The organism is Mesorhizobium sp. MC2-1-1 (assembly GCF_057597255.1).
Window position 1 is genome coordinate 5,901,874 of record NZ_CP195205.1, and the last position, 26,201, is coordinate 5,928,074.

At 59.8% G+C, this 26,201-nt stretch carries 25 protein-coding genes and 1 pseudogene; 11 read left to right on the forward strand and 15 right to left on the reverse strand.

Annotation, left to right across the window (positions count from 1 at the left end):
- Together ACR64R_RS28855 and ACR64R_RS28860 are read left to right on the forward strand one after the other, a co-directional pair.
- Positions 1–1,101, forward strand: coding sequence for an ABC transporter ATP-binding protein (locus ACR64R_RS28855; RefSeq protein WP_487359606.1), 1,101 nt, complete (start codon positions 1–3; stop codon positions 1,099–1,101).
- Positions 1,101–3,050, forward strand: a complete 1,950-nt coding sequence (locus ACR64R_RS28860) for a beta-galactosidase (RefSeq protein WP_487359607.1) — start codon at positions 1,101–1,103, stop codon at positions 3,048–3,050. Before ACR64R_RS28855 ends, ACR64R_RS28860 begins: the two co-directional genes overlap by 1 nt.
- Positions 3,051–3,105: 55 nt before the next feature.
- Here the strand turns inward: ACR64R_RS28860 and ACR64R_RS28865 are convergent, their stop codons facing one another.
- The gene (locus ACR64R_RS28865) at positions 3,106–3,627 is read right to left on the reverse strand and encodes a lipocalin family protein (RefSeq protein WP_487359608.1); all 522 of its coding nucleotides are present in this window, start codon (positions 3,625–3,627) and stop codon (positions 3,106–3,108) included.
- A 256-nt stretch (positions 3,628–3,883) separates the two neighbouring features.
- Between ACR64R_RS28865 and ACR64R_RS28870 the strand changes: the two genes are divergently transcribed.
- Positions 3,884–4,186: a putative quinol monooxygenase gene (locus ACR64R_RS28870; protein WP_487359609.1), complete on the forward strand. Its 303-nt coding sequence runs from the start codon at positions 3,884–3,886 to the stop codon at positions 4,184–4,186.
- A 3-nt stretch (positions 4,187–4,189) separates the two neighbouring features.
- Positions 4,190–4,939 (forward strand): AraC family transcriptional regulator, encoded by a 750-nt coding sequence (locus ACR64R_RS28875; protein WP_487359610.1) that lies wholly within the window; start codon positions 4,190–4,192, stop codon positions 4,937–4,939.
- Positions 4,940–5,239: 300 nt separating this feature from the next.
- Here the strand turns inward: ACR64R_RS28875 and ACR64R_RS28880 are convergent, their stop codons facing one another.
- From ACR64R_RS28880 to ACR64R_RS28900, 5 genes are all read right to left on the reverse strand, one after another.
- The gene (locus tag ACR64R_RS28880; RefSeq protein WP_487359611.1) at positions 5,240–6,775 is read right to left on the reverse strand and encodes a cryptochrome/photolyase family protein; all 1,536 of its coding nucleotides are present in this window, start codon (positions 6,773–6,775) and stop codon (positions 5,240–5,242) included.
- 55 nt (positions 6,776–6,830) lie between these two features.
- Positions 6,831–7,703 carry a hypothetical protein gene (locus ACR64R_RS28885; protein WP_487359612.1) on the reverse strand — a complete coding sequence of 291 codons (873 nt, stop codon included), beginning with the start codon at positions 7,701–7,703 and terminating at the stop codon, positions 6,831–6,833.
- A gap of 372 nt (positions 7,704–8,075) precedes the next feature.
- Positions 8,076–8,846, reverse strand: a complete 771-nt coding sequence (locus tag ACR64R_RS28890; protein ID WP_487359613.1) for an ATP-binding cassette domain-containing protein — start codon at positions 8,844–8,846, stop codon at positions 8,076–8,078.
- A gap of 2 nt (positions 8,847–8,848) precedes the next feature.
- Complete coding sequence (locus ACR64R_RS28895; RefSeq protein ID WP_487358614.1) at positions 8,849–9,925, reverse strand: ABC transporter permease; 1,077 nt, start codon at positions 9,923–9,925, stop codon at positions 8,849–8,851.
- A 109-nt stretch (positions 9,926–10,034) separates the two neighbouring features.
- On the reverse strand, positions 10,035–10,976 hold the full coding sequence (locus ACR64R_RS28900) for a sugar ABC transporter substrate-binding protein (protein WP_487358613.1): 942 nt from the start codon (positions 10,974–10,976) through the stop codon (positions 10,035–10,037).
- A gap of 469 nt (positions 10,977–11,445) precedes the next feature.
- On the opposite strand from ACR64R_RS28900, the gene ACR64R_RS28905 reads away from it, so the two are divergent.
- The 3 genes from ACR64R_RS28905 to ACR64R_RS28915 all read left to right on the forward strand — a co-directional run bounded on the left by ACR64R_RS28905 (position 11,446) and on the right by ACR64R_RS28915 (position 15,057).
- Positions 11,446–12,402: an aldo/keto reductase gene (locus ACR64R_RS28905; protein ID WP_487362576.1), complete on the forward strand. Its 957-nt coding sequence runs from the start codon at positions 11,446–11,448 to the stop codon at positions 12,400–12,402.
- A gap of 325 nt (positions 12,403–12,727) precedes the next feature.
- The gene (locus ACR64R_RS28910; protein ID WP_487359614.1) at positions 12,728–13,846 is read left to right on the forward strand and encodes a LacI family DNA-binding transcriptional regulator; all 1,119 of its coding nucleotides are present in this window, start codon (positions 12,728–12,730) and stop codon (positions 13,844–13,846) included.
- A 266-nt stretch (positions 13,847–14,112) separates the two neighbouring features.
- A complete protein-coding gene (locus tag ACR64R_RS28915; RefSeq protein ID WP_487362577.1) occupies positions 14,113–15,057 on the forward strand; it encodes an NAD(P)-dependent oxidoreductase in 945 nt (314 codons plus the stop codon).
- A gap of 110 nt (positions 15,058–15,167) precedes the next feature.
- Here the strand turns inward: ACR64R_RS28915 and ACR64R_RS28920 are convergent, their stop codons facing one another.
- From ACR64R_RS28920 to iolD, 4 genes are read right to left on the reverse strand one after another with little or no spacing between them, the layout of a single operon-like run.
- Complete coding sequence (locus ACR64R_RS28920; RefSeq protein ID WP_487359615.1) at positions 15,168–16,019, reverse strand: class II fructose-bisphosphate aldolase; 852 nt, start codon at positions 16,017–16,019, stop codon at positions 15,168–15,170.
- Positions 16,016–16,864, reverse strand: coding sequence for a 5-deoxy-glucuronate isomerase (locus ACR64R_RS28925; protein WP_487359616.1), 849 nt, complete (start codon positions 16,862–16,864; stop codon positions 16,016–16,018). Before ACR64R_RS28925 ends, ACR64R_RS28920 begins: the two co-directional genes overlap by 4 nt.
- Positions 16,830–17,852 (reverse strand): 5-dehydro-2-deoxygluconokinase, encoded by a 1,023-nt coding sequence (iolC, locus tag ACR64R_RS28930; protein ID WP_487359617.1) that lies wholly within the window; start codon positions 17,850–17,852, stop codon positions 16,830–16,832. The genes ACR64R_RS28925 and iolC overlap by 35 nt, the downstream gene beginning before the upstream one ends.
- On the reverse strand, positions 17,852–19,723 hold the full coding sequence (gene iolD, locus ACR64R_RS28935; protein ID WP_487359618.1) for a 3D-(3,5/4)-trihydroxycyclohexane-1,2-dione acylhydrolase (decyclizing): 1,872 nt from the start codon (positions 19,721–19,723) through the stop codon (positions 17,852–17,854). The genes iolC and iolD overlap by 1 nt, the downstream gene beginning before the upstream one ends.
- Positions 19,724–19,853: 130 nt before the next feature.
- Here iolD and ACR64R_RS28940 point away from each other — a divergent pair, with 130 nt between their 5' ends.
- The 3 genes from ACR64R_RS28940 to ACR64R_RS28950 are packed head-to-tail and all read left to right on the forward strand — an operon-like array spanning position 19,854 to position 22,356.
- On the forward strand, positions 19,854–20,774 hold the full coding sequence (locus tag ACR64R_RS28940; protein ID WP_487359619.1) for a TIM barrel protein: 921 nt from the start codon (positions 19,854–19,856) through the stop codon (positions 20,772–20,774).
- A gap of 11 nt (positions 20,775–20,785) precedes the next feature.
- Positions 20,786–21,955, forward strand: a complete 1,170-nt coding sequence (locus tag ACR64R_RS28945) for a Gfo/Idh/MocA family protein (RefSeq protein ID WP_487359620.1) — start codon at positions 20,786–20,788, stop codon at positions 21,953–21,955.
- A gap of 2 nt (positions 21,956–21,957) precedes the next feature.
- Complete coding sequence (locus tag ACR64R_RS28950) at positions 21,958–22,356, forward strand: response regulator (RefSeq protein WP_487359621.1); 399 nt, start codon at positions 21,958–21,960, stop codon at positions 22,354–22,356.
- A gap of 163 nt (positions 22,357–22,519) precedes the next feature.
- On the opposite strand, the gene ACR64R_RS28955 is transcribed toward ACR64R_RS28950, so the two are convergent.
- The gene (locus ACR64R_RS28955) at positions 22,520–22,657 is read right to left on the reverse strand and encodes a hypothetical protein (RefSeq protein ID WP_487359622.1); all 138 of its coding nucleotides are present in this window, start codon (positions 22,655–22,657) and stop codon (positions 22,520–22,522) included.
- A gap of 107 nt (positions 22,658–22,764) precedes the next feature.
- Positions 22,765–23,015: pseudogene (locus tag ACR64R_RS28960) on the reverse strand (IS110 family transposase); the annotation flags it as partial.
- A 114-nt stretch (positions 23,016–23,129) separates the two neighbouring features.
- Here ACR64R_RS28960 and ACR64R_RS28965 point away from each other — a divergent pair.
- Positions 23,130–23,828: a winged helix-turn-helix transcriptional regulator gene (locus ACR64R_RS28965; RefSeq protein ID WP_487359623.1), complete on the forward strand. Its 699-nt coding sequence runs from the start codon at positions 23,130–23,132 to the stop codon at positions 23,826–23,828.
- Between the two features lie 66 nt (positions 23,829–23,894).
- On the opposite strand, the gene ACR64R_RS28970 is transcribed toward ACR64R_RS28965, so the two are convergent.
- From ACR64R_RS28970 to ACR64R_RS28980, 3 genes are read right to left on the reverse strand one after another with little or no spacing between them, the layout of a single operon-like run.
- A complete protein-coding gene (locus tag ACR64R_RS28970; protein WP_487359624.1) occupies positions 23,895–24,671 on the reverse strand; it encodes an amino acid ABC transporter ATP-binding protein in 777 nt (258 codons plus the stop codon).
- Positions 24,671–25,330, reverse strand: coding sequence for an amino acid ABC transporter permease (locus ACR64R_RS28975; RefSeq protein WP_487359625.1), 660 nt, complete (start codon positions 25,328–25,330; stop codon positions 24,671–24,673). Before ACR64R_RS28975 ends, ACR64R_RS28970 begins: the two co-directional genes overlap by 1 nt.
- Positions 25,320–25,979 carry an amino acid ABC transporter permease gene (locus tag ACR64R_RS28980; protein WP_487362578.1) on the reverse strand — a complete coding sequence of 220 codons (660 nt, stop codon included), beginning with the start codon at positions 25,977–25,979 and terminating at the stop codon, positions 25,320–25,322. The genes ACR64R_RS28975 and ACR64R_RS28980 overlap by 11 nt, the downstream gene beginning before the upstream one ends.
- Positions 25,980–26,201 lie beyond the last annotated feature (222 nt).

A 26,201-nucleotide genomic window follows, 5' to 3' on the forward strand; every position in this document is an offset into this window, starting at 1 on the left:
ATGGCCGGCGTGACACTCAATGCAGTCACGAAGCAGTTCGGTAGTGTTGCCGTCGTCAAAGGCGTCGATCTCGATGTCGCCGACGGGGAGTTCTGCGTCTTCGTCGGCCCCTCCGGATGCGGAAAGTCAACATTGCTTCGCATGATCGCCGGGCTTGAGGAAATCTCCTCCGGCACGCTGCGCATCGACGGCGCCGACATGACTTTGATCGGGCCCTCCGACCGCGGCGTGGCGATGGTCTTCCAGTCATACGCGCTCTATCCGCACATGACAGTGGCAGAAAATATCGGTTTCGGCCTACGCATGACCGGACATGCCAAGACCGACATAGAGAAGCGTATCGCACGCGCTGCCGCCATGCTGCAGCTCCAGCCGTTGCTGCATCGCAGGCCGTCTCAGCTTTCGGGCGGCCAGCGCCAGCGTGTCGCGATCGGCCGCGCCATCGTGCGCGACCCCAAAGTGTTCCTGTTCGACGAACCTTTGTCCAACCTCGACGCCGCCCTGCGTGTGCAGATGCGTACCGAGATCACCAAGCTGCATCAGGACCTCGGCGTAACCATGATTTATGTCACTCACGATCAGGTCGAGGCGATGACAATGGCGGACAAGATCGTCGTTCTTAACGCCGGCCGTATCGAGCAAGCTGGGTCGCCGCTGGAACTCTACCACCGGCCACGCAACATGTTCGTTGCCGGTTTCATAGGCTCGCCGAAGATGAATTTTCTCAAAACCACAGCGCAGCCGGCGGGGCCGGGACAGCTTGCCGTGGACCTTCCTGGAGGCTGCACGGTGACGCTCGCTGTCCCCAACACGATTTCGGTAAGGCGCCAGCGCGTCACGCTCGGCATCCGACCCGAGCACTTGAAGATCGGCGAGCCGCAGGCAGCCGGCCTCGACGGCAAGGTCCGTCTTGCCGAATACCTCGGTTCGGAAACCATGTTCTATCTCGCGCTCGCCGATGGGAGCGAGCTATCGGTCAAAGCCGACGGATTAAGCACGGCCAGGCTCGGCTCGTCGATTAAGGTCGGGGTCCCGGCGCTCGCTTGCCACCTCTTCGACGAGGAAGGCGAGGCGATCGTCAACGGCGACCTGACGCACTGATGCTCGGCGTCTGCTACTATCCCGAGCACTGGCCCGAAGCCTGGTGGGCCAAAGACGCGCGCCGCATGCGCGAACTCGGCATATCCTACGTCCGGCTCGGCGAATTTGCCTGGTCGAGGCTCGAACCGCGGCGCGGCGTCTACAATTTCGCGTGGCTCGAACGGGCTATGAATACGCTTTGCGATGCTGGCCTCAAGATCGTTCTCGGCACGCCCACCGCAACGCCGCCAAAATGGCTTATGGACGAATTTCCCGAAATTGCTCCCGTCGACGAGGAGGGGCGATCGCGCGGCTTCGGCTCGCGCCGCCATTATACCTTTTCCTCTCAGGTCTGGTGGCGCGAAAGTCGCACGATTGTCGAAGCTTTGGCGACCCATTTCGGCGAGCATCCAGGCTTGGTCGGATGGCAGACCGACAATGAGTATGGTTGCCATGATACCGTGCTTTCGTGGGGCCCACAGGATCTGAAGGCGTTTCGCGAGTGGCTGCGCCAGCGCTACCAGACGCCCGACCAGCTCAACGATGCCTGGGGCAACGTCTTCTGGTCGATGGAGGTCCAAAGCTTCGAGGAAGTGTCGTTGCCAGTCATGGCGGTAACCGAGACCAATCCGGCCGCGAGAATGGACTTTTGGCGCTTCAAATCTCAGGAGGTTGCCGCCTACGACCGGATGCAGTGCGAGATCATCCGACGACTATCGCCTGGACGGTGGATCACGCATAACTTCATGGGCTTCTTCAACGAATTCGACCACTGGGAGCTTGGCAATCACCTCGACCTTGCCTCCTGGGATTCCTATCCCATAGGCTTCATCGAGCGCTTTCCCTTTTCAGAAGTTGAGCGCGGACGGTGGGCGGAGACGTCGCATCCTGACGTCGCGCCATTCCATCACGATCTCTACCGTGGCGTAGGCAACGGTCGGTTCTGGGTGATGGAGCAACAGCCTGGCCCCGTCAATTGGGCGCCGTGGAACCCTGTGCCGAAGCCGGGCATGGTACGCTTGTGGACCTGGGAGGCCTTTGCTCATGGCGCGGAGGTTGTCAGCTACTTCCGCTGGCGACAGGCACCGTTCGGCCAGGAGCAGAACCATGCCGGCCTTAACCGTGCGGGTCTCCAGGAACTGTCCCAAGGCGGGCTGGAGGCCGAAAATGTCGCGAAGGAGCTGAGTGCTCTAGGCGCTTTAGGATCCAACGTCCAAGCCCAAGTTGCCATCGTCTATGACTACCAGGCTTCTTGGCTCACCCGAATTCAGCCGCAAGGCAAGGATTTCTGTTATCATGAACTGGTCTTTCGCTGGTACGAAGCCGCTCGCAAGCTGAGCCTGGATATTGACTTTGTAGCGCCCGGCTCTCCTCTGGATGGTTATCGGATCATTCTTGTGCCGTCGCTGCCCATCGTTTCGGATGCTGCCGCCGAAGCATTCCGGAAAGCCTCGGGTATACTGGTTTTCGGGCCGCGGACCGGCTCGCGCACAAGAAATTTTGCTATCCCTGAGAACCTTGCTCCTGGACCCCTGGCGGAATTGACCGGCGTGCGCGTCATCGAGTCCTCGTCCTTGCGACCAAATGTAATGCAGCGCGTCTCGGGGGCAGTGAATGGCAATGCGATTCGCTGGCGGGACCACGTCGAGGCTCGAGGCGAGATCATGGCTCGATTTGATGACGACCTTCCGGCGCTTGTTCGTAATGGCAGATCATACTTCCTGGCATGTTGGCCGGACGCCGAGCTCACGCAATCTGTCTTCGCAAGGCTCACTAAAGCCGCGACTGTCGCAACGCGACAATTGCCCGACCATGTTCGTCTCAGACATCGGGGCGGACTCACGTTTGCGTTCAATTATGGCGGTGAGGGATGGGCCTGCCCTGAGGGGGTCGAGATTGTGCTCGGGGACGCTTGGGTATCAAGCCAGCAATTGGCCATCTGGCGGAGCCCCCCTTCAGGCGAAAGCTGAGGCTGCGAGAACACTGTTTGGGTCGAAGCGGGGCGATTGTCGCGCGGCGCGACCGTCATCTGGCTGGAGGAAACTCCAACTTGCTAACGTCATAGCCCAGGGTTCGAGCCTTCCTTACCATGATCGATAGCTTGTGTCTGGTTGGGGGCCGGCGCGCGTATATCCAAAGATTCTTAAGCTGTGGGTCGGCGCTGATGAACCAGCTGTTATCTGGCGAGATGTACAAGACCCAATAGTTGAACGTTATAAAGAGGGGGTATCGCACGCGAAGCTTGGCGCGCGTGGTGTCGGCGTCCAAGAGGCGGCCCTTGCCTCTAACCGTCTTGAGTTTGCCGGACGGTGTCCCGGCGTGGCAGCCGTCGAGGACCTCGATCTCTTCCGGGCTTTTGCCTGCGCGATAGGTTGTAAAACCAGCAACACAGCCGTCGGTAATGAACATCGGTCTACGAGCAATCTCCAGCCATGTGCCTCTATAGTGGTCGACCGGGACCTTCGCGACATTAGGCTCGGCGGCCAGCGGGACGGGCCCGAGCATGCCCAAGATCGAGATGCAGAACGCTGCCAAACGCATTTTCATTGTAGCCTCTGGTTCTAGAACTCCCGAGGTGGATTACGTGGCGACCTGCTTCTTGGATCGCTCAGAAACCTGAAAATTGTCCGGGCATGCATGGTATCTGTGGTGACAGCGATGGTCGCAAGATGAGTGGAGCAATCTGGAGTCCACTGCTAGCCAATGTGGCTGCTCAGCGCCTAAACTTGGCTGACGGCCGATAGCGCCACCTGAGCCCATCCTTTAAAACCGGCCTCGTTCAAATACCAAAGGAGGTGATGCTGTGATTGTGGCACATGTCGATTTCAAAGTGGCGGAAGCCGACCGAGAGAAGGTGCTTGAAGTCCTGCTGGATCAGGTTCCGGCTGTTCGTTCAATGCCGGGGTGCAATAGGTTCGTTCCATTCCAAGACACTACTCGAGACGGTGGCATTGGCGTGATGCACGAATGGACGGATCGCCCGGCTTTCGATGCGTATCTGGCTTCCGCGTCCTTCCAGGAAAGTGGCAAAGTCATCCGTCCCCTGATGCTTGTGCCTCCAGTCAGCAAACGATTCGAAGTCGTCGAGATCGAGACAAGGGAATGAGTCGTGCTTCCCGATGCTTACTGCTTCCACCGAGAATTCGAGGCGGTCGAATCGAAAACCTTCAGACTGGAGCGCCACTATATCCTTTACGCCATCAGCGGCACCCTCCGTCTTGAAGCCGATGGGAAACGTTGGACGCTTCCTCCTGCGCGAGCGGCATTCATTCCGGCAGGCAAGGAGGTGGTGGTTTCGATTCTGACAAAGATCACCTCTGCCTCTGCTCTTTTCGCCGTGGAATTTTATCCGACGTTCCCTGACAGGCTAGGTGTCTTCGAGATGACGCCCCTGTGCAAGGAACTCATTCGGGAATGCCTTCAGTGGGGACCGGAAGCCGGGCGCCTTGATGAGTATGCACTGACAATGTTCAAAACACTCGCCAGCGTCGTAGCTCGTCTTGCTCATGAGCCTAGCCGCTGCTTCCTCCCTCTTCCCAAGAGTCAGGGTCTCATGCTGGCGCTGCGCTTGACGGAGACCTCTTTGACCAGCGATCCGAGCTTCAAGCACATTGCCGTCGAGTGCGGGCAATCCCCTCGCTCCCTGGCACGACGTTTCTCGGAGGAACTTGGGATGACGTGGCGAGATGTAGTCAAGCGCATGCGTATCATTCGCGCGGTCGAGGAATTGGCCACGACTAATGCGTCGATTACCGAGATCGCATTTGCCTGTGGCTACAATTCTCTCTCCGCTTTCAATGCGTCGTTTCGCGAATTGATGGATCAGACGCCGAAGGATTATCGGATCAGCATCCGGTAGAATATCCGCAATGGTCCAACCTACTCGCAACGCATGGCTGTAAGCTGTCTGGTAAATCTTGCGTTGAACCGTATCGGCTGCGACCCCCAAATCATCTGAGACTTACGCTAGTCGACGCTGCGCTCGTGACCATATTTGCTCAACGCCTGCGGTCTATTGGCTGACGACCTGATGACGAGTCCAGATTCTTTTGGATTGCAACGGCCGCTCGCTCGCCTCCCATGGCGAACCTTGCGGCTGTCTGCAGTTGCTTTGTCTTTTGCCCCCACGTTCAAAAATCAATCTGCAAGAATTCAACATCTACAGGCGTTCGAGGAACGCGCGCGCTTGTTGTAAGATGGCTCGTCTGCGGTCTTGCGACATACGGTCTAGAGTCCGATAGGGCATCGTCATGCGGGGGTTTCGTTCGAGGAACGCTCTCTTTTGGATCAGAAAGTTCCAGTACAAGAAGTTGAACGGGCAGGCGCCCGGACCGATCTTTATCTTTGGGCTATAGGGACATGTGTCGCAATAGTTGGACATGGTGTTGATATAGGCGCCGGAGGCAGCGTAGGGTTTTGATGCCAGCAAGCCACCGTCGGCGTAAAGGACCATGCCGTGGGTGTTGGGAAGTTCGACCCAGTCGAAAGCGTCTGCGTAAACGGCAAGATACCATTCCTCCAGCTCGGCGGGACGGATGCCAGTCAGCAGCGCGAAGTTGCCGGTGACCATCAGGCGCTGAATGTGATGCGCGTAGGCGTTGCGCCAAGTGTCGGCGATTGTGCTGGCCATACAGTTCATTTGGGTTTCACCTGACCAGTAGAACCAGGGCAGGGGCCGATCGGCTGCGAGGGCGTTGGTGGTGGCAAAGTGCGGCATCTCAAGCCAGTAGATGCCGCGAACATATTCCCTCCAACCGAGGATCTGCCGGACGAAGCCCTCCACGGCGTTTATCGGGGCGTGGCCGTGACGAAATGCGTCTTCCGCCGCCTGGCAGACTTCGCGTGGCAGCAGCAGGCCGATGTTTAGATAAGGCGAAAGCAAAGCGTGAAACAGGAACGGTTCATGAAGCGCCATCGCATCCTGATAGTCACCGAAAAATGGCAGTGCTTTCAAAACGAAATGGTCCAGAGCCGAGAGCGCCTCTCGTCGGGTGACTGCCCAAGAGAAACCTTCCAGACCGCCAAAATGATCGCCAAAGCGCGCACGGACCAACTCAAGGACGTCGCGCGTTATTGGGTCCGGCGCTGAGCCGAAGCGCTCCGGCGGCTTGATGGTGTGCGACAAGCGCTGGCGATTGGCCGCATCGAAGTTCCAGCGGCCTCCGCATGGATTTTCGCCGTCCATCAAAATGCCCGTCCGGCGCCGCATTTCGCGATAAAAGAACTCCATGCGATAGGTCTTTCGATCGCGCGCCCAGAGACCAAAATCGGCTAATGAGCACAAGAAGCGATCATCCGTGCGAATTTCGACGGAAAGGTGCAGCTGCTCAGGCCACAAATCCATCATGGCCCGCACGCGCCATTCGCCAGGCTCGGTGACGACGACACGTTCTGGACGATGACGCGCAACCGCGCGTGTCAGTTCGCCTGTGAACGAGCCGCGATTTTCGGCGTCGTCAAGGCGAGAATAGTCGACAACGAAATTGCGCTCGCGCAATTCCTCAGCGAAATGCCGCATGGCAGAAAGAATGAAAGCGATCTTCTGTTTGTGATGGCGAACGTATGTCGTCTCTTGCGCCACCTCGGCCATGACGACGACATCGCTTTCGGGGTCGAAACCTCGAAGCGACGAGACATCATGGCTGAGTTGGTCGCCGAGGATCAGAACTAACGTTTTGACCCTTTTTAGCTTCATGCGCGGGCTCGATATGCCTGCGTGTCGCATTGGCAGGACACGGACGTTCTGGTCATCACAACGCGCCACCTACAATTGTTGGGGGTGGGCTCTTCGAGAGCGCAGACGGTTGGGGCTTTCGGCCGTTACCACGCCAGCATGCCTCGCGCGCATTGGCCGACTTCGGAAGTTGCGCAACCGATTCGGCCCAGAGAGCGTCTATCCGATCGATCTCAGCTTCGCTGAACTCGGCCGTGCGTTCCCAGTAGCGGCCATCCTCTACGAAGTAGCCAAGATTGGTCTCACGCGATTGCGCGAGCGATGCGGCATCGAAATCAATCCGCCCTGCGAAGGCCGCGCGAAGTGCATCGATACGTCGAGCATTCAGGCGGGCGAGAACCTCAGGCTTGACGCGGGGGAAAACCAGCCGGCTTTCGGGCAGGCTGGAAAGATTGAGGCAAATGGCACCTCCACGCAAAGCCTTTACAAAGAGCCGTCCCGACTTTGCTTCGAGGCTCCGCAATGTGATGTCCCGCCGAAGCGGGTCTGCTGTGCCCTTGCCGTAAAAATGCGTGTGGCCCGTCTTGGGGTAGATCATATCGCAGCCGAGAAAAGCCATGACGTCGGGCTTCAGCGCGTGAAGTGCCCAATAGGCCGCGGTGAATGCCATGGTTCCGCCGGCATAGACGAAACCGCCGAATGCATTTTGCGCAGGCACGAATTCGTCCGACTTCACGATCGAGGTGAAAGGCGATTGCGCCGTAGGCAGACGATCGTCGGGAAAATCGTCGGGATAGATGAGGTAGTCCCAGTCCGTGCGGATAGCCCAGGCGTTGTTTATGGCCACAATGAATCTGAACGGTGAGCGCTCCCATGAACGACTGGCAACCGCATCGGGCGCGCTTCCGAGTATCAGAACAATCCTGGGCGCCTGGCCGGCAGTGTGCATTTTTCACCAGCGACGTTGTCGTTGCGTTGCGTGTACGTTCTTACGCAAGATATTCGCGTTTGGATCTTCGAGCTTGACGCCCACCCGCGCCCAAATTGACGCAGACATTCCTAATGCGGGCTCGTCGATCCGGGTACTCCAATTGAGCAAGATAACGAGACCCTGAGCCGCGGAGGCCGAAGCTCGGGAGCGCCTGGCCGTGGGCCCTTCCGGTGTGGCTGTTTCACCAAGACGGCTGTCGGCCCTACACCGCGCACTTGGAAACGGCAGCGCCACGAAGGCGCGGCGAAATGCGGACCAAGGCTTGCGGCGTCAAGCATTCTCGCCCTTATCCGCCTTCTTCGCACGCGTTCTCGTTTTGCGTGGCGCCCGTCAGGCGGCCCGAAGCTCCGCCTCTCCGGCCTTGGCGCCGGTGATATGGGCGACGATGTCGTTGCCGTCGGTATCCTGCTTGCGCAGGTTGGCGACGATCCTGCCGCGGCGGAAGACGACGATGCGGTCGACCAGGTCGAACACCTGGCGCATGTTGTGGCTGACCAGGATCAGCGGCTCGCCGTTCTCCTTCAGCGTGCGGATGATGTTCTCGACCTGCGCCGTCTCCTGGACGCCGAGCGCCGCGGTGGGTTCGTCCATGATGATCAGCTTGGAGGCGAATGTCGCGGTCCGTGCGATCGCCACGCACTGGCGCTGGCCGCCCGACATGTGGCGGATGGTGCTGGAAAGGTTGGGTATCTTCACCGCCGTGCGGACGAGTGCCGCCTCGGTCGCCTTGCGCATCGCCTTGCGGTCGAGGATCGAGAAGGGACCGAGGTTGAACAGCACCTTCTCGCGGCCGAGGAACAGGTTCGACGGAACGTCGAGGTCGTCGGCCAAAGCGAGGTTCTGGAACACTGTCTCGATACCCGCCTCGCGCGCCTCGATCGGGCCGGAGAAATTGACCTCCTTGCCGTCGAACCAGATCTTGCCGCCGGTGCGCTGCTCGACGCCGGTGATCTGGCGCACGAAGGTCGACTTGCCGGCGCCGTTGTCGCCCATGATGGCGACATGCTCGCCCTTGCGGAGCTCGAAATTCGCCTCCTGCAGCGCGTGCACGCCGCCATAATGCTTGGTGAGGTTTTCGGTCTTCAGAACGATGTCGGACATGGTCAAGCTCCTATCGCGCGGCGGCGCTGGCGCCATTGATCGAGAACGACCGCGCCGACGATGATGACGCCCTTCACCATCTCCTGATAGTAGGCGTCGAGGCGCAGGAAGGTGAAGCCGGAAATGATGACGCCGAAGATCAGCGAGCCGATCACGGTGCCGATGATCGAGCCCCGGCCGCCCGACAGCGAGACGCCGCCGATGACCGCCATGGCGATGGCGTCGAGCTCGTACATGACGCCCATGCCGGCCTGCGCGGTGAGGTTCTTGGAAGACAGCACCACCGCGGCGATAGCCGCCAGGATGCCGGCGATGGCATAGACCAGCACCTTATGGTTGGCGATCTTGATGCCGGACATGCGCGCGGCATCCTCGTTGGAACCGATGGCGTAGCAGTGCTTGCCGTATTTCGTGTAGGTCAGGATGAGCTGGAACAGGATCGCCAGCGATATGAAGATGACGACGGGCATCAGGCCCTTGCCGATAGCCGCGAAGCTGTCCGTCGGGAAGGAGATCGGCTGGCCCTTCGACCACCATTTGGCGATGCCGCGCGCGGTGACCATCATGCCGAGCGTGGCGATGAAGGGTGGGATGCGGGTGTAGGCGATCAGAAGCCCGTTGATCAGGCCGGCGAAAAGGCCGCAGCCGATGGCGACCAGCAGCGGCACGATGACCGGCAGGTCGGTCCAGCCCTGTGCCAAAAACATCGCCTTGGGATTGGGATTGCCGTTGACGGTCGCGACCTGCGCGAAACTCATGGCGATCATGGCGGTGGCGCCGACGATCGAGCCCGAGGAGAGGTCAATGCCGCCGCAGATGATGACCTGGGTGACGCCAATGGCGATGATGCCGACGATCGATACCTGAAGGATGATGATCTGCAGGCGCTGCTCGTTGAAGAGCCCGGAAACGTTCTCGCGGGTGTTGAACAGGAAGCTGTCGCCGAGGAACAGCCGGCCGATCAGCTCGAAGCCGGCGACAAGGATGACAAGGGCCAGGAACACGTTGAACTCGGCCGGCCAGGGGCGCTTCCTGGCGTCATAGCTCAGCCCGCCAATGCCATGCGATGTCTGTGACACGTCTTTTTCCTCCGTCGGGGCGCAGCTGTCCGGCCTCCCGCGCGGGCAAGAGGAAGGGCGGAGCGGCGCGCTTGTTCCGATTGGACGCGCCGCCCCGTATCGAGGCGCCTCAGTTCTTCTTCAAGAACTTGTCGATGTTCGCCGGCGTCACGAGCTGGAACGGGATGTAGACCTTCTTATCCACCTTCTCGCCCTTGGCGAGCTTCAACGCCGCGTCGAGCGCGCCGGCGCCCTGGCCGGCGGCGTCCTGGAATACCGTTGCGTCGAGATCGCCGGCCTGCATGGCAACCAGCGCGTCCTGGGTGGCGTCGACGCCGCCGACCACGACCGACTTCATATCGATATTGGCGGCCTTCATCGCCTGGATGGCGCCGATGGCGCTTTCGTCGTTGTTGGCGATCACGCCGTCGAACGGTTTGCCGGACGACAGCCAGTTGGTCATCAGGTTCTGCGCCTCGTCACGCTTCCAGTTCGAGGTCTGCTTGTCGATGATCTTGATGAAGTTGCAGTCCGGCGTGGCGATGACCTCCTCGATATCCTTGGTGCGTTGCACGGCGGCCTGGTTGGAAAGCTCGCCCATGATCACATAGACATTGGCTTCCTTCTTGCCGGCTTCCTTGAGAAGGCGGCAGACTTCCTTGGTCTCGAGCGTGCCGGAATCGGCCTCGTTCGAAGCGACGAAGGCCTGGTTGTCCGGCAGCTTGTCGACATTGACCGGTTCGCGGTTGACATAGACCAGCGGGATCTTGGCCGCGGCGGCCGCGTCCGACATCGCCTGCGTGGCCGAGGTATCGACCGGATTGACGATGATGGCATCGACGCCCGAGGCGGCGAAGTTCTTGATTTGGTCGAGCTGCTTGGCCACGTCGTTCTGCGCGTCCTCGACCTGAAGCTCGACACCGCTCATGCCCTTGGCCTGCGCGATCATGCCGTTGCGCAGGACGGTCAGGAAGTTGTCGTCGAAAAGAGCCATCGAGACGCCGATCTTGGCGGCGAAGGCGGATGAGCACATCAGCGCCGAAAGCGCGACGCCCAAAAGCAGTTTCTTCATTTTGTTTCTCCTCCACTCGGTGTCCGGCTGCACCCGTTTGAACCGGAATCCCCGGTTTGCCCGGGGAATCTCTTCGTATGTGCTTTCGGGTGGCTCTTCCTTCGCGCGATGCAACGCCTGCCCACATCCGTTGGCCACACCTCGAACCCTCCTCCACCGTTCCTGGCTCACCATAATGGATGCCACGTCCTGCCGCGCAATGAACTGCTAGCCGACGGGGTTCGAGTTTCGGGATGGCTGGTCCGACTCTCTGCCCGCGCAATCCGGGGACCGGTTGCAAACAGCAATCATAAGGGTAATTCTCCTAATTGCCGCATGTTTGCAACCGGAAACGCTGCGCTGAGACACATCTTTGTCACATAAATTGCAACCGCTTGCAATACGATAACTGGATAGCTAAGGTCATGGGCGCAATGTCATGCACCAGGACGAGCATGAACGAGAGAGGGAGTGTTCGATGGACTACGGGATGAGGCGGGCACCTCGAGTTCCTTTCGCGGTCTCCAACATCTGCTTCGGCACGTCACCTCTCGGAAGTATGCCCGACACCTACGGCTACAGCGTGGACGACGGCCGAGCGCGAACGACCATAAAGGCGATCCTTGAACTGGATCACTGCTTTATTGACACGTCTCGCAACTATGGTTTGGGCCGCAGCGAGCAGCGTTTGGGGTCGGTCTTCCGCGAGCTGGGGGGACTTCCGCACCACTGCGTGCTCGCGACAAAAATCGACCGCGATTTCGAAAGCAACCGTCTGGACCCAGCAAGGGTTCGGCGCTCCGTGGAAGAGAGCCTCGAGGCATTGGGATTGGATCGGCTTCAGGTCCTTCACCTCCACGACCCCGAGCATTGCGCCGATCTCAGCGACATCACGAAGGAAGGTGGCGCGCTTGACGAGCTTTTCCGCCTCAAGGAGGAGGGCCTCGCCGATGCTGTCGGGCTGGCTATGGGTGATCTGTCGCTTATGACAGAACTCATTCGCGACTGGGACTTCGACGCGCTGGTAAACCACAATCGCTTCACGCTCTTGAACCGCCAGGCCGATAACATGTTCAACGATGCGCATGAGCGCGGCATCGCCATCTTCAACGCTGCCCCTTATGCGGGCGGTATGCTCGCAAAGGGGTCGGCGAATAGCAAACGCATCACCTACCAGGATGTGACAGATGACCAGATGGCGTCGGTACGTGCGATCGAGGAGATTTGCAGGCGTTATGACGTTCCTCTCGGTGCCGCCGCTCTCCAATTCTCAATGCGCGATGTGAGGATAACCTCAACAATTGTTGGTGTGTCGATGCCCGCGCGTGTCACCCAAACGGTGAACTGGGCAGAGTGGCCAATTCCGGAAGAGGCGTGGGAGGAACTCCTGTGCCTGCCTTTCAGCACGGAGGATCCCGAGGCTAATCGAACCTACAGCATTTGTTGAACATCCGATGCCAAGGCAGGGAGCCCGGGCAAGGGCGCAAACACTTATTCGGCATCTCAGCCTTTCGGAAGGGATGCATTGCGCTCTATTCGCCAGCGGCAGACGCGAGCGTCCCTTGGCAACGAGAAGCATCCGCCGGGCCCATGCCGCCAACGCGGACCGAAATGCGCGGCTCTATCGCAACTCCAATCGCCACGAGAGCCGGAACCAGGAGCCGAGCCTTGCGGACAGTTCGGAAAAATCGGAGGCTGACGCACGGAGTCGGCGGGTGCCGCAACGAAGAACTGTGCTGCGATTGAGGGCACAAGACAGGGATCAGCCCCAAATGCGGGTCACTTTGAAAGAAGTCGCGGATAGGGCTGGGGTCTCTCGGTCTGCGGTCTCCCGCGCATTCACCGAGGGCGCATCGATTTCGGACAAGACGCTCAAGAAGGTTCTGCGCGCTGCTGAGGAATTAGGATATCAGACCAACATCCTGGCAAGTAGCCTCACCACACGTCGCACAAAGCTCGTCGGACTGATTGCGGACAACATTCGTAATCCTCTTTTTCTCACCGTGATTGATCTTTTTACCCGAATGATCCAGGAAAAAGGTTTTCGACCACTGCTTGTCAATCTTGGGGGTGAAACAGATCCAGACGCATCGGTGAAGCTTCTGAAGCAATATTCAGTTGACGGCGTTATTGTTGCCTCGTCGACCCTGCCTACGAATTTCGCGCTTGCTTTTCGCGCCGCCGGGCTCCCGGTCGTTCATTGCTTTGGACGTTATTCCGGAGAGTCGCGTACTCACGTTGTTGGAGTTGACAATGTGTATTGCGGCACATTGGCGGCACAAACTCTTCTGAAGCAGGGATATCGAAAAATTGGCTTTCTCGGAGGGCCAAGCGACTCGACGTCAACTCAGGACCGTCTGCAGGGATTTAAGGACTTTCTGGCCCTGAACAAACTGTCAGTCGATGTCAACTTCGCCCAAAGCTACAGTTACGACGCCGGATATAAGGCTATGCGGTCAAGAATAGATCGAGGTAGTCTGCCCGATGCGCTGTTCTGCGGCGACGACGTGATAGCGGTGGGGGCGATGGACGCTGTCGCTGAGGCAGGGCTCAAAATACCTGATGACATAGGCATCATCGGTTTCAATGACATGGAAATGTCGGGCTGGCGATGCATAGATCTGACAACCATCAGGCAGCCGGTACAGAATATCATAGCAGCGTCGGTTGATCTGATCATTTCACTCATCCATTCCCCCGACTCAACGCCTGAAACACGACTGCTGCCGTGCGAGGTGGTACAGCGGTCGACGCTCAGGCGCCTGGCGGCAGAGGTAGCGCACGACGATAGCCAGACGGCACTTGGTCCGAACGATCCCGAAAGGGGAGATGGCGCGGGCCGGAAAAGAATCCGGGCGCAGGTCAATCGGAGCGGCCAGTCCTCTGACTAGTCGAAGCCCAGAGGCCATTTAGACATCCCGAATGGGCAAAGGGAATTTTGGAGGTTGTCTGATCCTTGGGAAGGTAAACTGGCGAAGGCTGGCATCAATTGCCCGTGCCGTCCCGCCGATCATGACCCATCTGGGAGGATCGGATAATCCCAGCGACAGCAGGCGCAGGTTTGTCGTTGACGCGATACTAAACAAGGCAGCCCGATTTTTCCTACGCGCCCCTGGTCGCAGGCGCGGAGCCGCGGCGGGAATCCGATCGACACCGCATCTACAAAACGGAACACCGCATCTCCAAAACTGAAGGGACTATCATGCGTTACGGCTTTATCGGCCTTGGGAATCTCGGCGGTCACCTCGCGGCCAGTTTACTTGGCGCGGGCTTCAAGGTCGCGGTCCACGACAAGAACCCCGCGGCGGCAGAACGGCTCATCGGGTTAGGTGCTGACCGTGCTGACGGCCCCGAGGCGCTTGCGGCGGACTGTGATGCCGTCCTTACCTGTCTGCCATCGCCGAAAGTTTCCGAACTTGTCCTTGGACGGATGCTCACCACTATGCGACCCGGTTCGACCTGGATTGAAATGTCGACACTTGGCCGCGACGAGATACTTCGCCTCGCCAACATCGCCGCCGAAAGGGGCGTCAGAACCATGGAACTGCCAGTGACAGGCGGCGTCCATCTCGCGGCCCAGGGCAAGATCACCATGCTAGCCGGCGGCGACGCCGACCTTTTCGATCTGCATCGCCCCGCGCTCGAGGCCATGGGCGACAAGATTTTCCACATGGGTCCCCTTGGCAGCGCCTCGTTGATCAAGGTCATCACCAATATGCTGGCCTTCATCCATCTCGTTGCCGACGGCGAAGCCCTGATGCTGGCCAAGCGCGGCGGACTGGACCTTGGTCAGGCTTGGGCGGCGATCAAGGCCAGCTCCGGCACCAGCTTCGTTCATGAAACCGAAGGTCAACTCATCCTGAACGGAAGTTATGACATCGCCTTCACCATGGACCTCGCGCTCAAGGATCTAGGATTCGCCATGAATTTCGGCCGCGAGTTTGACGTCCCGCTTGACTTGGCCGGGCTCACCAACCAGACCTTCATCAGAGGACGGGCCGCCTATGGCGGCGAAGCGCAGTCAACCCAGATCGTCAAGCTGCTGGAAGACGTGACAGGCACTGAGCTGAGGGCGCCAGGCTTTCCCGCCCGGCTCGAATAAACTGCCAACGTCGGCTCGAAAGTCGGCCTACGAGCTTTCATCACGCAAGATGGATGAGCCTCGCCATGCAGGCCGCGCGAGCGAGCGGCCGCCGTCTTTTTTCAAGCCGATCAGGAGCCGGAGGATCTCCGGTCTTGGCCGAAGAGTTCGCGAATTATCAGCCGCGAAGCATTCATGACGGGATCCTCAGTCTCGCGAAGGATAGCGATGCGGTCAAATCGCTGCGGGTCCGCGCCCACTGCTTCCCGGAGTGCGACGCCGAAGGCAATCCTGAGTTCAGTTCCGATGTTGAATTTGCAGATGTTCGTCACTGACGCCAGGGACGCACGCTGCGCGCGCGGCACGCCGGAGCCACCGTGGATTACAAGTGGCAAAGACGTTACCGCCTCGATTGCTGCCAAGCGCTGCTCGTCAATTGGCGCGGCTGCGGCGCGCTCGAGATGCACGTTGCCAATGGAGATTGCCATGGCGTCGACACCCGTCGCCTTCGCGAACGTGGCGGCTTCATCGGGGTCTGTGCCGGCAGAAGCATCGCCCCCCGCATATCCGACAAAGCCGATCTCCCCTTCACAGGAAATACCGGCGCGATGCGCCAGTTCAACGACTGCGGCAGTCTCGTCGATGTTCTGCTGCAGGGACTTGCGCGAGCCATCGAACATCACCGAGGTGAAGCCCGCCTCGATCGCCTGGCGGCACTCCTCAAGGCAATTGCCATGATCCAAGTGCACCACCACTGGAACGGACGCGCTCTCAGCCAGATATCTCAACATCGCCCCGAGCACGGGCAACGGCGTGTGTTTGCGGCAGCCGGGACCGGCCTGCAGAATGACTGGTGCACCCTCGGCCTCGGCAGCCATGGCATAGGCGCGCATATCCTCCCAGCCGAGGCAGACCAGACCGGCGACGGCATATCCACCCCTCAATGCTGGCTGCAGAACATCGGCTAGCGTGGCCAGCGTCATTTGAACTTGGCCACCATATCCATGATGCCTGGAATGGTGCGGAGCTGGGAGGCGTGCGTCGGCTGAAAATATTGCGTCAGGCTCCGCTGGGTGAGCCCGCCAAGAATGGTGAAATAGTACATCTCATAGCCCGGCAGTGCGCAACAGGGGTGGTAGCCCTTGTCGATGAGCACTGTCGAACCGTTGACGATGTGATAGGCTTCGCCAGGTTCGCCATCGACGCGCTGCATCATCTGCAGCCCCGACCCATAATTGGGGCGAAAGCGGAAATTGTATGTCTCATCGTGACGCGACTCGTGCGGCGGGCGGTCCGTGTCGTGCTTGTGGGATGGAAAACCCGACCAGCCTCCGGCACCGACCGTAAACAGCTCCGATACCAAAAGCCGCCCGACCCTGTCGTTGTACTTGGTCCCTAAGATGTGCTTGATCTTGCGGTGCGTCTTTGTCTGGTCAGAGCCGTACTGGACTATGTCTAGCTCGTTGGCGCGCACGGCAAACGGTTTCAGGATCTCGTCGAACCGTGCCCCGGCGACGAACACTTCCGCCGCGTTGGAGCGGCAGGTAAACTGTGCCTCTGTATCCGTTGGAACGTAGACGCCCTCAGGTTCTCCATCCCATACGTCGATGACACGATTGCCGATGTCGTCGAAACGATCACCTTCAACATCGACCGCGACGGTTCCCGTGGCCGGCACAATAAAGGTCTCGTAGCCGGCGACGCGATAACGGAAGCTCTCTCCGTGTCTCAACTTCACGATGTTGAAGTAGTTAAGGGGCACCGTCGGATCGTTCGCATCCACTATCGGCTGACTATTGTTGTCGTAAGGGGCGATATGCACTGCCACCGTCCTTTCTAAAGGCAGCCCTCGGCGACTGCCGAACCATCAGGTCGTCGATTTCGGCCGGTGTGGGCATGGCTGGCGCGCAGCCGATTCGCGCGACCACGAGAGCCGCTGCCGCCGCACCGCGCAGAGAAGCTGCTTCGGCATCGTGCCCGGCAGCAAGTGCTGCAACAAAGCCACCCAGAAAGCTGTCGCCGGCGCCGGTCGGCTTGATGGCGGCTGCCGCATATGTGCCGGTGTAAATTTCGCGGCCACCGGTGAACGTGACCGCACCCTTCTCGCCCATCTTGTACACCACGATCGCGGCACTTTCGGAAGCAAGCTGGCGAGCCTTGCGCAGCCCCCGGTCATAGTCGCCTGCCATGAAGCCGAACTCGACGTCATTGCCAACGATGATGTCGCAAGTTTCCCCGGCCTGTCGGAAGAGCTCGGACGCGACCTCATCGGATGGCCAACTGTAAGGACGGTAATCGATGTCGAAGATCAGCGGCAAACCCGCTGAGCGGGCAAGCGCGAAGGCGCGAAGGGCAGCGCTGCGAGACGGCTCGGCTGCCAAAACAGTGCCCGTCGCGATGAGACCTGAGTAAGCGGAATAGTTCACCGCTTCCACGTCGGCCAAGGCCATTTCAAAGTCAGCCGCACCGTTGCGATAGATCACCGACTGGTGGCCTTCGAGGCGGCTTTCGACAAGTGCCAGTGAATTTCGTGCCTCGCCTCCCACGAAACGCACATGACTGCGGTCGACACCGTAGCGGTCCAGTTCGTTTACGCAAAACCGGCCCACCGCATCATCCGCAACACAAGTCAGCAGCGCTGCATCTGCGCCCTGGCGCCTGAGCGCGACTGCGATGTTGGCCGAGGACCCTCCGAGGCAGGCATAAAAGCGGTTGGCTTGCTCGGTCCGTGTTCCTGGCGGATCGGCGTAAAGATCCATTCCCGCCCGGCCGATGACCATGAAACTATTGCCGCACAGTCGGGTCAGATCCTGCATCAGACGCCCTTTCGCTGACGCGCACGCGCAGATTCGATTTCCCTGTGAGCCTTGATCACGCTCGGGCTCTGCGACACTTCTGGCGTGCCGACTTCCCACCAGCTATGCCCTTCGGCCGTCCATCCCTCGTGGGGATCGACTTTCATGACGATCACGGAAGTCTGCAAGCGACGTTTTGCACGTAAAAATGCATCAGCGAGCTGGGACGGGCTTTCGACGGTTTCTGCAACCGCTCCCAACGCACAGGCGTGAGCAGCGAAATCGACGCCGAAGGGGTTTTGCACTGTCGGGCAATCTGCGATGAGGTTGTTGAAGCTTTCGTTGCCGGTGTTGTTCTGCAGCTTGTTGATGACGGCAAACCCGCCATTGTCGAGGACCACGACGATCAGCTTCTTTCCGGTCAAGGCAGCCGAGTAGATATCGGAGTTCATCAGGAGATAGGAGCCGTCGCCGACCAGCACGATGGTGTCCTTTTCCGGTTCGACCTCACATTGGGCGATACGCGCTCCCCAGCCTCCTGCAATTTCATAGCCCATGCAGGAGAAACCGAACTCCACGTCAACGGTCCCGACCCCGAGCGTTCTCCAGTTGGCTGTGACCTCGGCGGGAAGCCCGCCGGCGGCGGCGATGACCCGGTCGCGCGGGTCACAAACAGAGTTGATAACCCCGATCGCCTGCGCATAGGAGTTGGGGCCATTGCCTGCGGCTGTGTTGCGCTCAACATAGCCATCCCATTTGGCTCGCTCCGCCTGCGCCTGCCCAATCCAACTCTCTGGCGCGCGGTATTCCAACAGTCGCACGTCAAGGGCAGCAAGTCCAAGCCTGGCGTCGCCCACGACGGGCAACGCAAGGTGTTTGCCGGCATCGTGCCTGGCGGCGTTCAGCGCGATCAGTTTCGCATCATGTGCGAACGCCGTCCAAGAGCCGGTGGTGAAGTCCTGCAGGCGAGTTCCGACCGCCAATATCACATCGGCCTGTGCTGCGATGGCGTTGGCGCTGTTTGAACCGGTGACGCCAATTGGACCGATATTCAAGGGGTTGGTGGCCAGCATGTTGGCTCGGCCGGCAATGGTCTCGACGATGGGGATCCGGCGCGCCTGGGCAAGCGCGATCAACTCCGCGCCTGCGCGCGAATATTGCACGCCTCCGCCCGCGATAATCAGTGGGCGCTGCGAGCACGCCAGCAGCCTGGCGGCAGCGTCGATCTCGGCCTGATCTGGCGATTGCCTGCGAATGCGGTGAACACGTCTTTCGAAGAAACCGTAGGGATAATCATATGCCCAGCCTTGCACGTCCTGCGGCAAGCCGATGAAGGCGGGTCCGCAGTCGGCCGGATCGAGCATTGTTGCCAAAGCGGCCGGCAATGACTGGATTACCTGCGCGGGATGCGTGATGCGGTCCCAGTAGCGCGTCACCGCCTTGAAGGCATCATTCACTCCCAGAGTTGGATTGCCGAAATGTTCAAGCTGCTGCAGCACCGGATCGGGTAGGCGGGTGATGAAGGCATCGCCGCACAGCATCAAAAGCGGCAACCGGTTGGCATGTGCAAGGGCCGCTGCCGTAAGCAGATTGGCGGTGCCCGGGCCGGCCGAAGCCGTGCAGAACATAAACCGTTGACGAAGGTAGTATTTGGCATAGGCCGCCGCTGCGAAGCCCATGCTTTGTTCATTCTGGCCGCGGTAAAGCGGAAGGCTATCGCGCACGCCGTAGAGCGCTTCGCCGAGACAGGGCACATTCCCGTGGCCGAAAATCCCGAAGCCGCCTCCACACAGGCGCGTTTCGACCCCGTCGATCTCGATAAACTGGCTGCAGAGGTACCGGATGATCGCCTGCGCGGTGGTCAAGCGGATGGTGTTGTCGCCGCCTGCCATTACTCTCTCCCCGAATGGAAATCTGCGTTGCGCCGTGAACATTCATATTGCGAAACGACCCCCGTAACGATACAAGTTTTGCAATCGGTTGCAAACTGTTTTTCGAGGCCGACATGGCTGGGTCAGAATCATGGATTTGGTTGCTCGCGAGGTCGGCATGAACATAAGGATTGGCAATGCCCCCTGTTCATGGGGCGTCGAATTTGCCGACGATCCTCGCAATCCACCTTGGCAGAGCGTTCTAAATCAATGCGCGCAGGCCGGATACAAAGGCATCGAACTTGGTCCGGTGGGCTTCATGCCGGAGAACCCGGCTGTGCTGGCAGCCTCGCTTGCCGAGCATGGCCTTACCCTGATTGGCGGTGTTCTGTTTCGACCGTTCCACGATCCCCGGTGTTGGGAAGACGTGCTGGACGGTGCGCACCGCACCTGCAAGGCCCTGGTTGCCCACGGCGCGCAACATCTGGTGCTGATTGATTCGATCTCGCCGCGCCGCGCACCAACTGCTGGACGCCCAAGCGAGGCCGAGCAGATGGAGAAGAGCGAATGGACGGCGTTCCGCGACCGGCTGGCGACGGTGGCCCGAATCGGCTCGGACGACTACGGGTTGACGGTAGCCATCCATGCCCATGCAGGAGGTTTCATCGACTTTGAACCTGAGCTCGAGCGGCTCCTGGATGAGGTCGATGATCAGATTCTGAAGATCTGCTTCGATACCGGCCACCACGCTTATGCAGGGTTTGACCCGGTTGGGTTCATGCGCCGCCATATCGCACGCATAAGCTATGTGCACTTCAAGGATATCGATCCTGTCGTCAAGGCGCGGGTCGTGGCTGACCGTATCGACTTCTACGAAGCCTGCGGCCAGGGGATATTCTGCAATCTCGGAAAGGGTGAGGTCGGTTTCCCGGCCGTTCGGCAGGTTCTGGTTGATGCCGGATACCAAGGTTGGTGCACTGTCGAACAGGACTGTGATCCGACATTGGACGTGCGTCCAATCGATGATGCTCGTGCAAACCGCGAATACCTAGAAGCCATCGGGTTCAACTGAGGAGCAACAGGATGACGAAGCTCAACTGGGGCCTGATCGGAGGCGGCGAAGGCAGTCAGATCGGTCCTGCCCACCGGCTCGGGGCTGCCGTGGATGGTGATTTCGCCTTTGTGGCGGGAGCATTGGATCATCGCCCCGAGGCCGGGCGCGTCTTCGGGCAAAAGCTAGGGTTAAGCGCGGAGCGGGCATACGGAAACTGGCGTGAGATGCTGGAGGGCGAGATGCACCGACCTGATCGGGTCGACCTCGTGACCATCGCCACGCCAAACGCGACGCATTTCGAAATTGCCAAGGCTTATCTTGAGGCCGGCTTCAGCGTTCTTTGCGAAAAGCCGATGACGATGACCGTCGAAGAAGGCGAAGAGATCGTGCGACTGGTGAAGTCGGCCGGGAGCATCTTCGCGGTGAACTATGGTTACACAGGCTATCCGCTCGTTAGACATATGCGTGCCATGGTAAAACGCGGCGACCTCGGGCGCGTTCGTTTGGTGTTCGTGGAATTCGCTCATGGCCACCACGCGGACGCCGATGATGCCGACAATCCCCGGATCCGCTGGCGTTATGACCCGGCGCAGATTGGAGTCTCGGCACAGTTTGCCGATTGCGGCATTCACGGGCTGCACATGGCGAGTTTTGTCACTGGCCAGGAGGTGACGATGCTCTCGGCCGACCTCGTTTCTTGTATCCCCTCGCGGGTGCTGGAGGATGACGCCATGGTCAACTTCCGCATGGACGGCGGAGCCGTCGGCCGGTTGTGGACCTCCTCGATCGCCCTTGGCCGCATGCACGGCCTTGCCATTCAGGTATTCGGGGAGAAAGGGGGACTTCGTTGGGCCCAGGAGCAGCCGAACCAACTTTTTTGGACGCCGCTTCATGGCAGGCTTCAGGTGATAGAACGAGGCGAGGGTGGATTGTCTCCGGAGGCCGATCGCGCATCACGCGTAACCATTGGACACGCCGAAGGCATGCCTTTGGCGTTTGCCAACATCTACAAGGATCTGGCGGAGACGTTGCGCGCTCGCAAAGAGGGCCGTCCTGCCGATTCTGCTGCTGAGCACTACCCCAACGCAAGCGATGGCTTGCGCTCCATGTCGGCCATCTATGCGGTTGCCGAATCGGGAAAGTCAGAAGGCCGGTGGGTTGACGCGCGTCCCCCGATGTATCGCCCAAAGAGGGCATGAGAATGGGCGCGCCTGCGGTTTTGGTTGTAGAAGACGAGCCAATGATTTTGGTTGAACTCGAGTCAGCCGTCGAGGAAGCCGGCTTCGAAATTGTCGGTCTTAGGAACGGTGAGGAGGCTATCGCTGTGTTTGACGCGTCCCCTGACCGGTTCAAGGCACTTCTCACGGATATCCGCCTCGGACCGGGCCTGACTGGTTGGCATGTGGCTCGCCATCTGCGCAACTCGAATCCGTCGATTCCGGTCGTGTATATAAGCGGTGACAGCGCAGGCCAGTGGGGCGCCGAGGGTGTACCCAACAGCGTCATGATCAGCAAGCCCTTCTTCATACCCCAAATCGTCACCGCGTTGTCTAGCTTGATGAACGCCCAGTCGACCACTGCGACAGACCCACAACCTTGACTCTTGGACATCAGTCGCGAAAGGGCCTCTCGATTGAGTCCTGGCCGCTCCGCTGAAAGTCCGGCTTGCCATCGAGTGGCAGAGTAGGATCGGCTCTTGGCTATTTGGCAGGCCGGGCTTGGCGCCTGAAGATCACACCCCTTGGCTGCTTGAAGTAGCCATCTTACCGCGTGCGCAGTCCGTCCGAGAAACTGCTATTCATCGAGTGTTGGTTACCGCGGATCTTGTCGAACATTTCCGCAGCTTTAGACGCAATGAGCGCCTTGATCGCCGCTTCCGCCTGCAATTTCCTGATCGACATCTCGCTCTGTCGCCGCTTCGGACCGTCTTCCGTCGGGCCCTTTGCGTTCTTGGCTCGTCAAAGGTGATCTAGCCTCGCCTGGCGTGGTCACGACGAGGATGAATTACTAACATCTTTGTCATCTCGCTGACCTTCCCGTGCACCGTTCGCAACTGCCCGATCAGCGGAAAAAGCGTGGACCGCGCAAGCGACGGGATGAGACAGTGATCATCGTCCTCGACCAACGCGATCAGCATACCGACGCCGGCATGCCCTGTCGCGTCACGATGCCGAACACCGCCAAGTGACTGCGCAAGGCGTCTACCGGCATTGTCCGCTGCCGGATCAACACCTCGCGGACCCGATGCAGCATCAGCACCCTCGTAGCCAAGGACGGAAAGCTCGCGAGACGTCGATCGTCAGGGTATATTGTCATCGCGCCTGATTGCGCGGTAGTCAGCGTTATGATGCTTCGATATCGGTTGATGGACTCATGAAGCCGCTGGTCCTGATCGCCTCGAAGGACCCGGATTTTTTCCTGGTCTTCGGGCACATACTTTCAGTAGCCGGCTTCGAAACACAGCTGACCACGGGTGATCGGGACATCGCACGTGCCATCGCGGCGACAACCCCACTTGCCATGATCATGGACTGCAATCCAGGCGACCGTGCAATCGTCAAGCAGTGCGGCTGGTTGAAGTCCACCGCCGCAACCAAGGCGACGCCTCTCGCGGCCCTTGTTGCCCCGCGCTCCGGCAAGCTGCATCTTGATTTGATCAAGGCCGGAGTCGACGAGATATTTTCGCGGCCGTTCGCCCCCGAACAGCTTCTGGCCTGGCTACACGGCAAAGCGGGCCATGCGAAGCTATCGCGCGAAACGGATTCGGGTGAGTTGGTCCAGGGCGATTTCCGGCTGGAGCGACAGACCCACCGGACATTCTTCAAGCAAAAAGAAATCGTGATGCCGCCGATAGAGTTCAAGCTTTTGCGCAGCCTTTTGGCGCAACCTGGCAAGGTCTTCAGTCGCGAGGAACTGGTCGCGACGGCATGGCCTGAGCACGCCGCTGCAACCGATGTGCGAGGCGTCGACGTCCATATAGCCAGGCTGCGCAAAAGGCTTCGAGCTTCGGTAGGCAGCGATGTGATCCGGACGGTTCGCTCGGCTGGCTACGCGTTCGCGCCCGAGTGGTGACCTGCGCGGCGATTGCGGCGGTTGGCGCCCGCCCGCGCCGCTTGCCGGGTCGACACGCGTCTGCTCTCAATGGCTCATGATGGTGTCCAGGAACAGCCGGGCGCGCGGGTGGGCGGCCGCTGAGAAAAAGGCTTTGCAAGAGGCATGCTCGACAATGCGGCCTTCGTCCATGAAAACGATCTCATCGGCGACTTCGCGAGCAAAACCCATTTCATGTGTCACGCAGACCATGGTCACGCCAGTTCTTGCGAGCGCAATCATGACCTCGAGCACTTCCTTGACCATTTCCGGGTCGAGTGCCGAGGTGGGTTCGTCGAACAGCATGATGCGGGGGTTGAGGCAAAGCGCACGCGCGATCGCCACCCTTTGCTGTTGACCGCCCGAGAGCTGGGCCGGGTAGGCTTGCGCCTTTTCGGGGATGCGCACCGCCGTCAGATGCTGCATGGCGATCTCTTCGGCCTCACGTGCCGGTTTCAGAAGAACCCGGCGCAGCGCCAGCGTGCAGTTGGCAAGCACGGTGAGGTGCGGAAACAAGTTGAAACTTTGGAACACCATGCCTGTCTGCCGGCGCGCCATAGCCGTATCCCTGGCATTTTTTCCCACCGTTATCCCGTCGAGCTCTATCGTTCCCTTCTGGAACGGCTCGAGACCGTTGATGCACCGGATCAGCGTCGATTTGCCCGAACCGGAAGGCCCGCAAATGACAACGCGTGCGCCTGCGCGAATCGTCAGATCGATGTCTTTCAGGACATGCAGGGCGCCGAACCGCTTGTTGAGGCCATCCACCCGGACATAAGGGGTGGTTTGAACGTTTGAGACAGGGTGGGGAGCCTGGGCGAGCATCAGCGCCGTCCAGATGCAAGCAGGCGCTGCTCGATGCGCTTTACGCCGTAGGCAACGATCAGCGCCAAGGCGAGAAACAGGATGCCGGCGACGGTCAGCGGCTCTGCGTATCGATAGGTCTCTGAAGCGATATCGAAGGCGCGTCCGAGCATTTCGGGTACGGCCAGGATCGCCAGATAGGGCGTCGCCTTGAGGATCGAAACCAGATAGTTGCCCAACGGTGCTGCGACGTTGCGCAACATCTGTGGCGCGATGACGAAAACGAGGGTGTCGCGGCGGCTTAGCGACAAGGACCTGGCTGCTTCCTGCTGGCCCTTCGGGATCGCGTCGATGCCCGCTTTGAACACCTCCGCAAGGTAACCGCTGTAATACAGGCTCAATCCCATGATGCCGACCGTCATGGCGCCGAGCCTTATCCCGTAGAACGGCATGACGAAGTACAGGAAATAAAGCCAGGCCAGAACCGGCGTGGAGCGGATGAAATCGATCAGGAACCGGACCGCGAGGCCAGGCGCGCCACCCCCGCGGCGGATCATTTCGAAAGTGAAACCAAGTGCTGAAGCACCAAGGCAACTCAACACCGTTGCGAGCAGGGTCGCCCTGATCGCCCCGATAATGGTCGGGATGGTAGAGAGTGCGAAATAGAGGTTAAATCCCACGCTGAGCTCCTTTATGGGGATTGACCCGCGCCTCCAGCCAGCGGCCGGCGAGTGCGATCGGATAACAGACGGCGAAGAAGGCCAGCAGCAGCGCCGAATAGATCGCGACCGGGTCATACTCGGTCTGCGAGATTTCCTTGGCCCGGAAAGTCATGTCCGTCAGCGTGACCAGCGAGACGAGGGAAGTCGCCTTGACGAGCTGGATAAGGTTGTTGACGAAGGTCGGGCTCATGGCGACCAGCGCCTGCGGCAGCTCGATCAGGACCAGGATCGCCGGGCGGGTGAGGCCGAGCGCCATGCCAGCCTCACGTTGGCCGGCGGGAAGAGACTGCAGCCCGGCGCGCACGGCCTGGCTGGCATAACCGCCCGTGTTGAGACCGAGCACCAACGCACTGACGGTCAGCGCCGATAGCGTGACGCCCATCACCGGCAGCACGTAGTAAAAGACGAACAGCAGGACGACGACCGCGGAGCTGCGCCAGAATTCAATGACGGCGGTAACCAGAAAGCGGGTCCAGCCGGTGGTCACAAACTGCGCGACGCCGAAGACAAGCGCGAAGGGAACCGCAAAGACCAGGCCATAGGCCGTGACTTTTAGGGTGATACCCAACCCCTGCAGGATGCCCAGCCATATGTCGAAAATGCTCAAGAGGCGCCACCCCCCATTGCCGCCTCGCAGGACGGCGGTGCCGGCATCGTCCCGGCGCGCCTGGGAACGCCGGCTCTGCATTGAAAAATCGCGTCCTCCGGATCGGACCTCATGGCAATCCTCCGCGCCGTAAAATGACGATCGCCCGTGCGGGCGCGCGACCGATACTTTCTCATAAGCCTGGCGGGACTCGCGTGTCAATAAACATGTATAAAATATTGC

Excerpts from the sequence above, each read along its gene's own strand:
- ACR64R_RS28910 (WP_487359614.1), top strand. The coding sequence starts at position 12,728 with ATGCGGGTCACTTTGAAAGAAGTCGCGGATAGGGCTGGGGTCTCTCGG.
- iolC (WP_487359617.1), bottom strand. The coding sequence starts at position 17,852 with ATGCAGGATCTGACCCGACTGTGCGGCAATAGTTTCATGGTCATCGGC.
- ACR64R_RS28945 (WP_487359620.1), top strand. The coding sequence starts at position 20,786 with ATGACGAAGCTCAACTGGGGCCTGATCGGAGGCGGCGAAGGCAGTCAG.
- ACR64R_RS28890 (WP_487359613.1), bottom strand. The coding sequence starts at position 8,846 with ATGTCCGACATCGTTCTGAAGACCGAAAACCTCACCAAGCATTATGGC.
- iolD (WP_487359618.1), bottom strand. The coding sequence starts at position 19,723 with ATGGCAGGCGGCGACAACACCATCCGCTTGACCACCGCGCAGGCGATC.
- ACR64R_RS28950 (WP_487359621.1), top strand. The coding sequence starts at position 21,958 with ATGGGCGCGCCTGCGGTTTTGGTTGTAGAAGACGAGCCAATGATTTTG.
- ACR64R_RS28920 (WP_487359615.1), bottom strand. The coding sequence starts at position 16,019 with ATGACGCTGGCCACGCTAGCCGATGTTCTGCAGCCAGCATTGAGGGGT.
- ACR64R_RS28940 (WP_487359619.1), top strand. The coding sequence starts at position 19,854 with ATGGATTTGGTTGCTCGCGAGGTCGGCATGAACATAAGGATTGGCAAT.
- ACR64R_RS28885 (WP_487359612.1), bottom strand. The coding sequence starts at position 7,703 with ATGCACACTGCCGGCCAGGCGCCCAGGATTGTTCTGATACTCGGAAGC.
- ACR64R_RS28955 (WP_487359622.1), bottom strand. The coding sequence starts at position 22,657 with ATGTCGATCAGGAAATTGCAGGCGGAAGCGGCGATCAAGGCGCTCATT.
- ACR64R_RS28860 (WP_487359607.1), top strand. The coding sequence starts at position 1,101 with ATGCTCGGCGTCTGCTACTATCCCGAGCACTGGCCCGAAGCCTGGTGG.
- ACR64R_RS28865 (WP_487359608.1), bottom strand. The coding sequence starts at position 3,627 with ATGAAAATGCGTTTGGCAGCGTTCTGCATCTCGATCTTGGGCATGCTC.
- ACR64R_RS28880 (WP_487359611.1), bottom strand. The coding sequence starts at position 6,775 with ATGAAGCTAAAAAGGGTCAAAACGTTAGTTCTGATCCTCGGCGACCAA.
- ACR64R_RS28900 (WP_487358613.1), bottom strand. The coding sequence starts at position 10,976 with ATGAAGAAACTGCTTTTGGGCGTCGCGCTTTCGGCGCTGATGTGCTCA.
- ACR64R_RS28970 (WP_487359624.1), bottom strand. The coding sequence starts at position 24,671 with ATGCTCGCCCAGGCTCCCCACCCTGTCTCAAACGTTCAAACCACCCCT.
- ACR64R_RS28905 (WP_487362576.1), top strand. The coding sequence starts at position 11,446 with ATGAGGCGGGCACCTCGAGTTCCTTTCGCGGTCTCCAACATCTGCTTC.
- ACR64R_RS28965 (WP_487359623.1), top strand. The coding sequence starts at position 23,130 with ATGAAGCCGCTGGTCCTGATCGCCTCGAAGGACCCGGATTTTTTCCTG.
- ACR64R_RS28855 (WP_487359606.1), top strand. The coding sequence starts at position 1 with ATGGCCGGCGTGACACTCAATGCAGTCACGAAGCAGTTCGGTAGTGTT.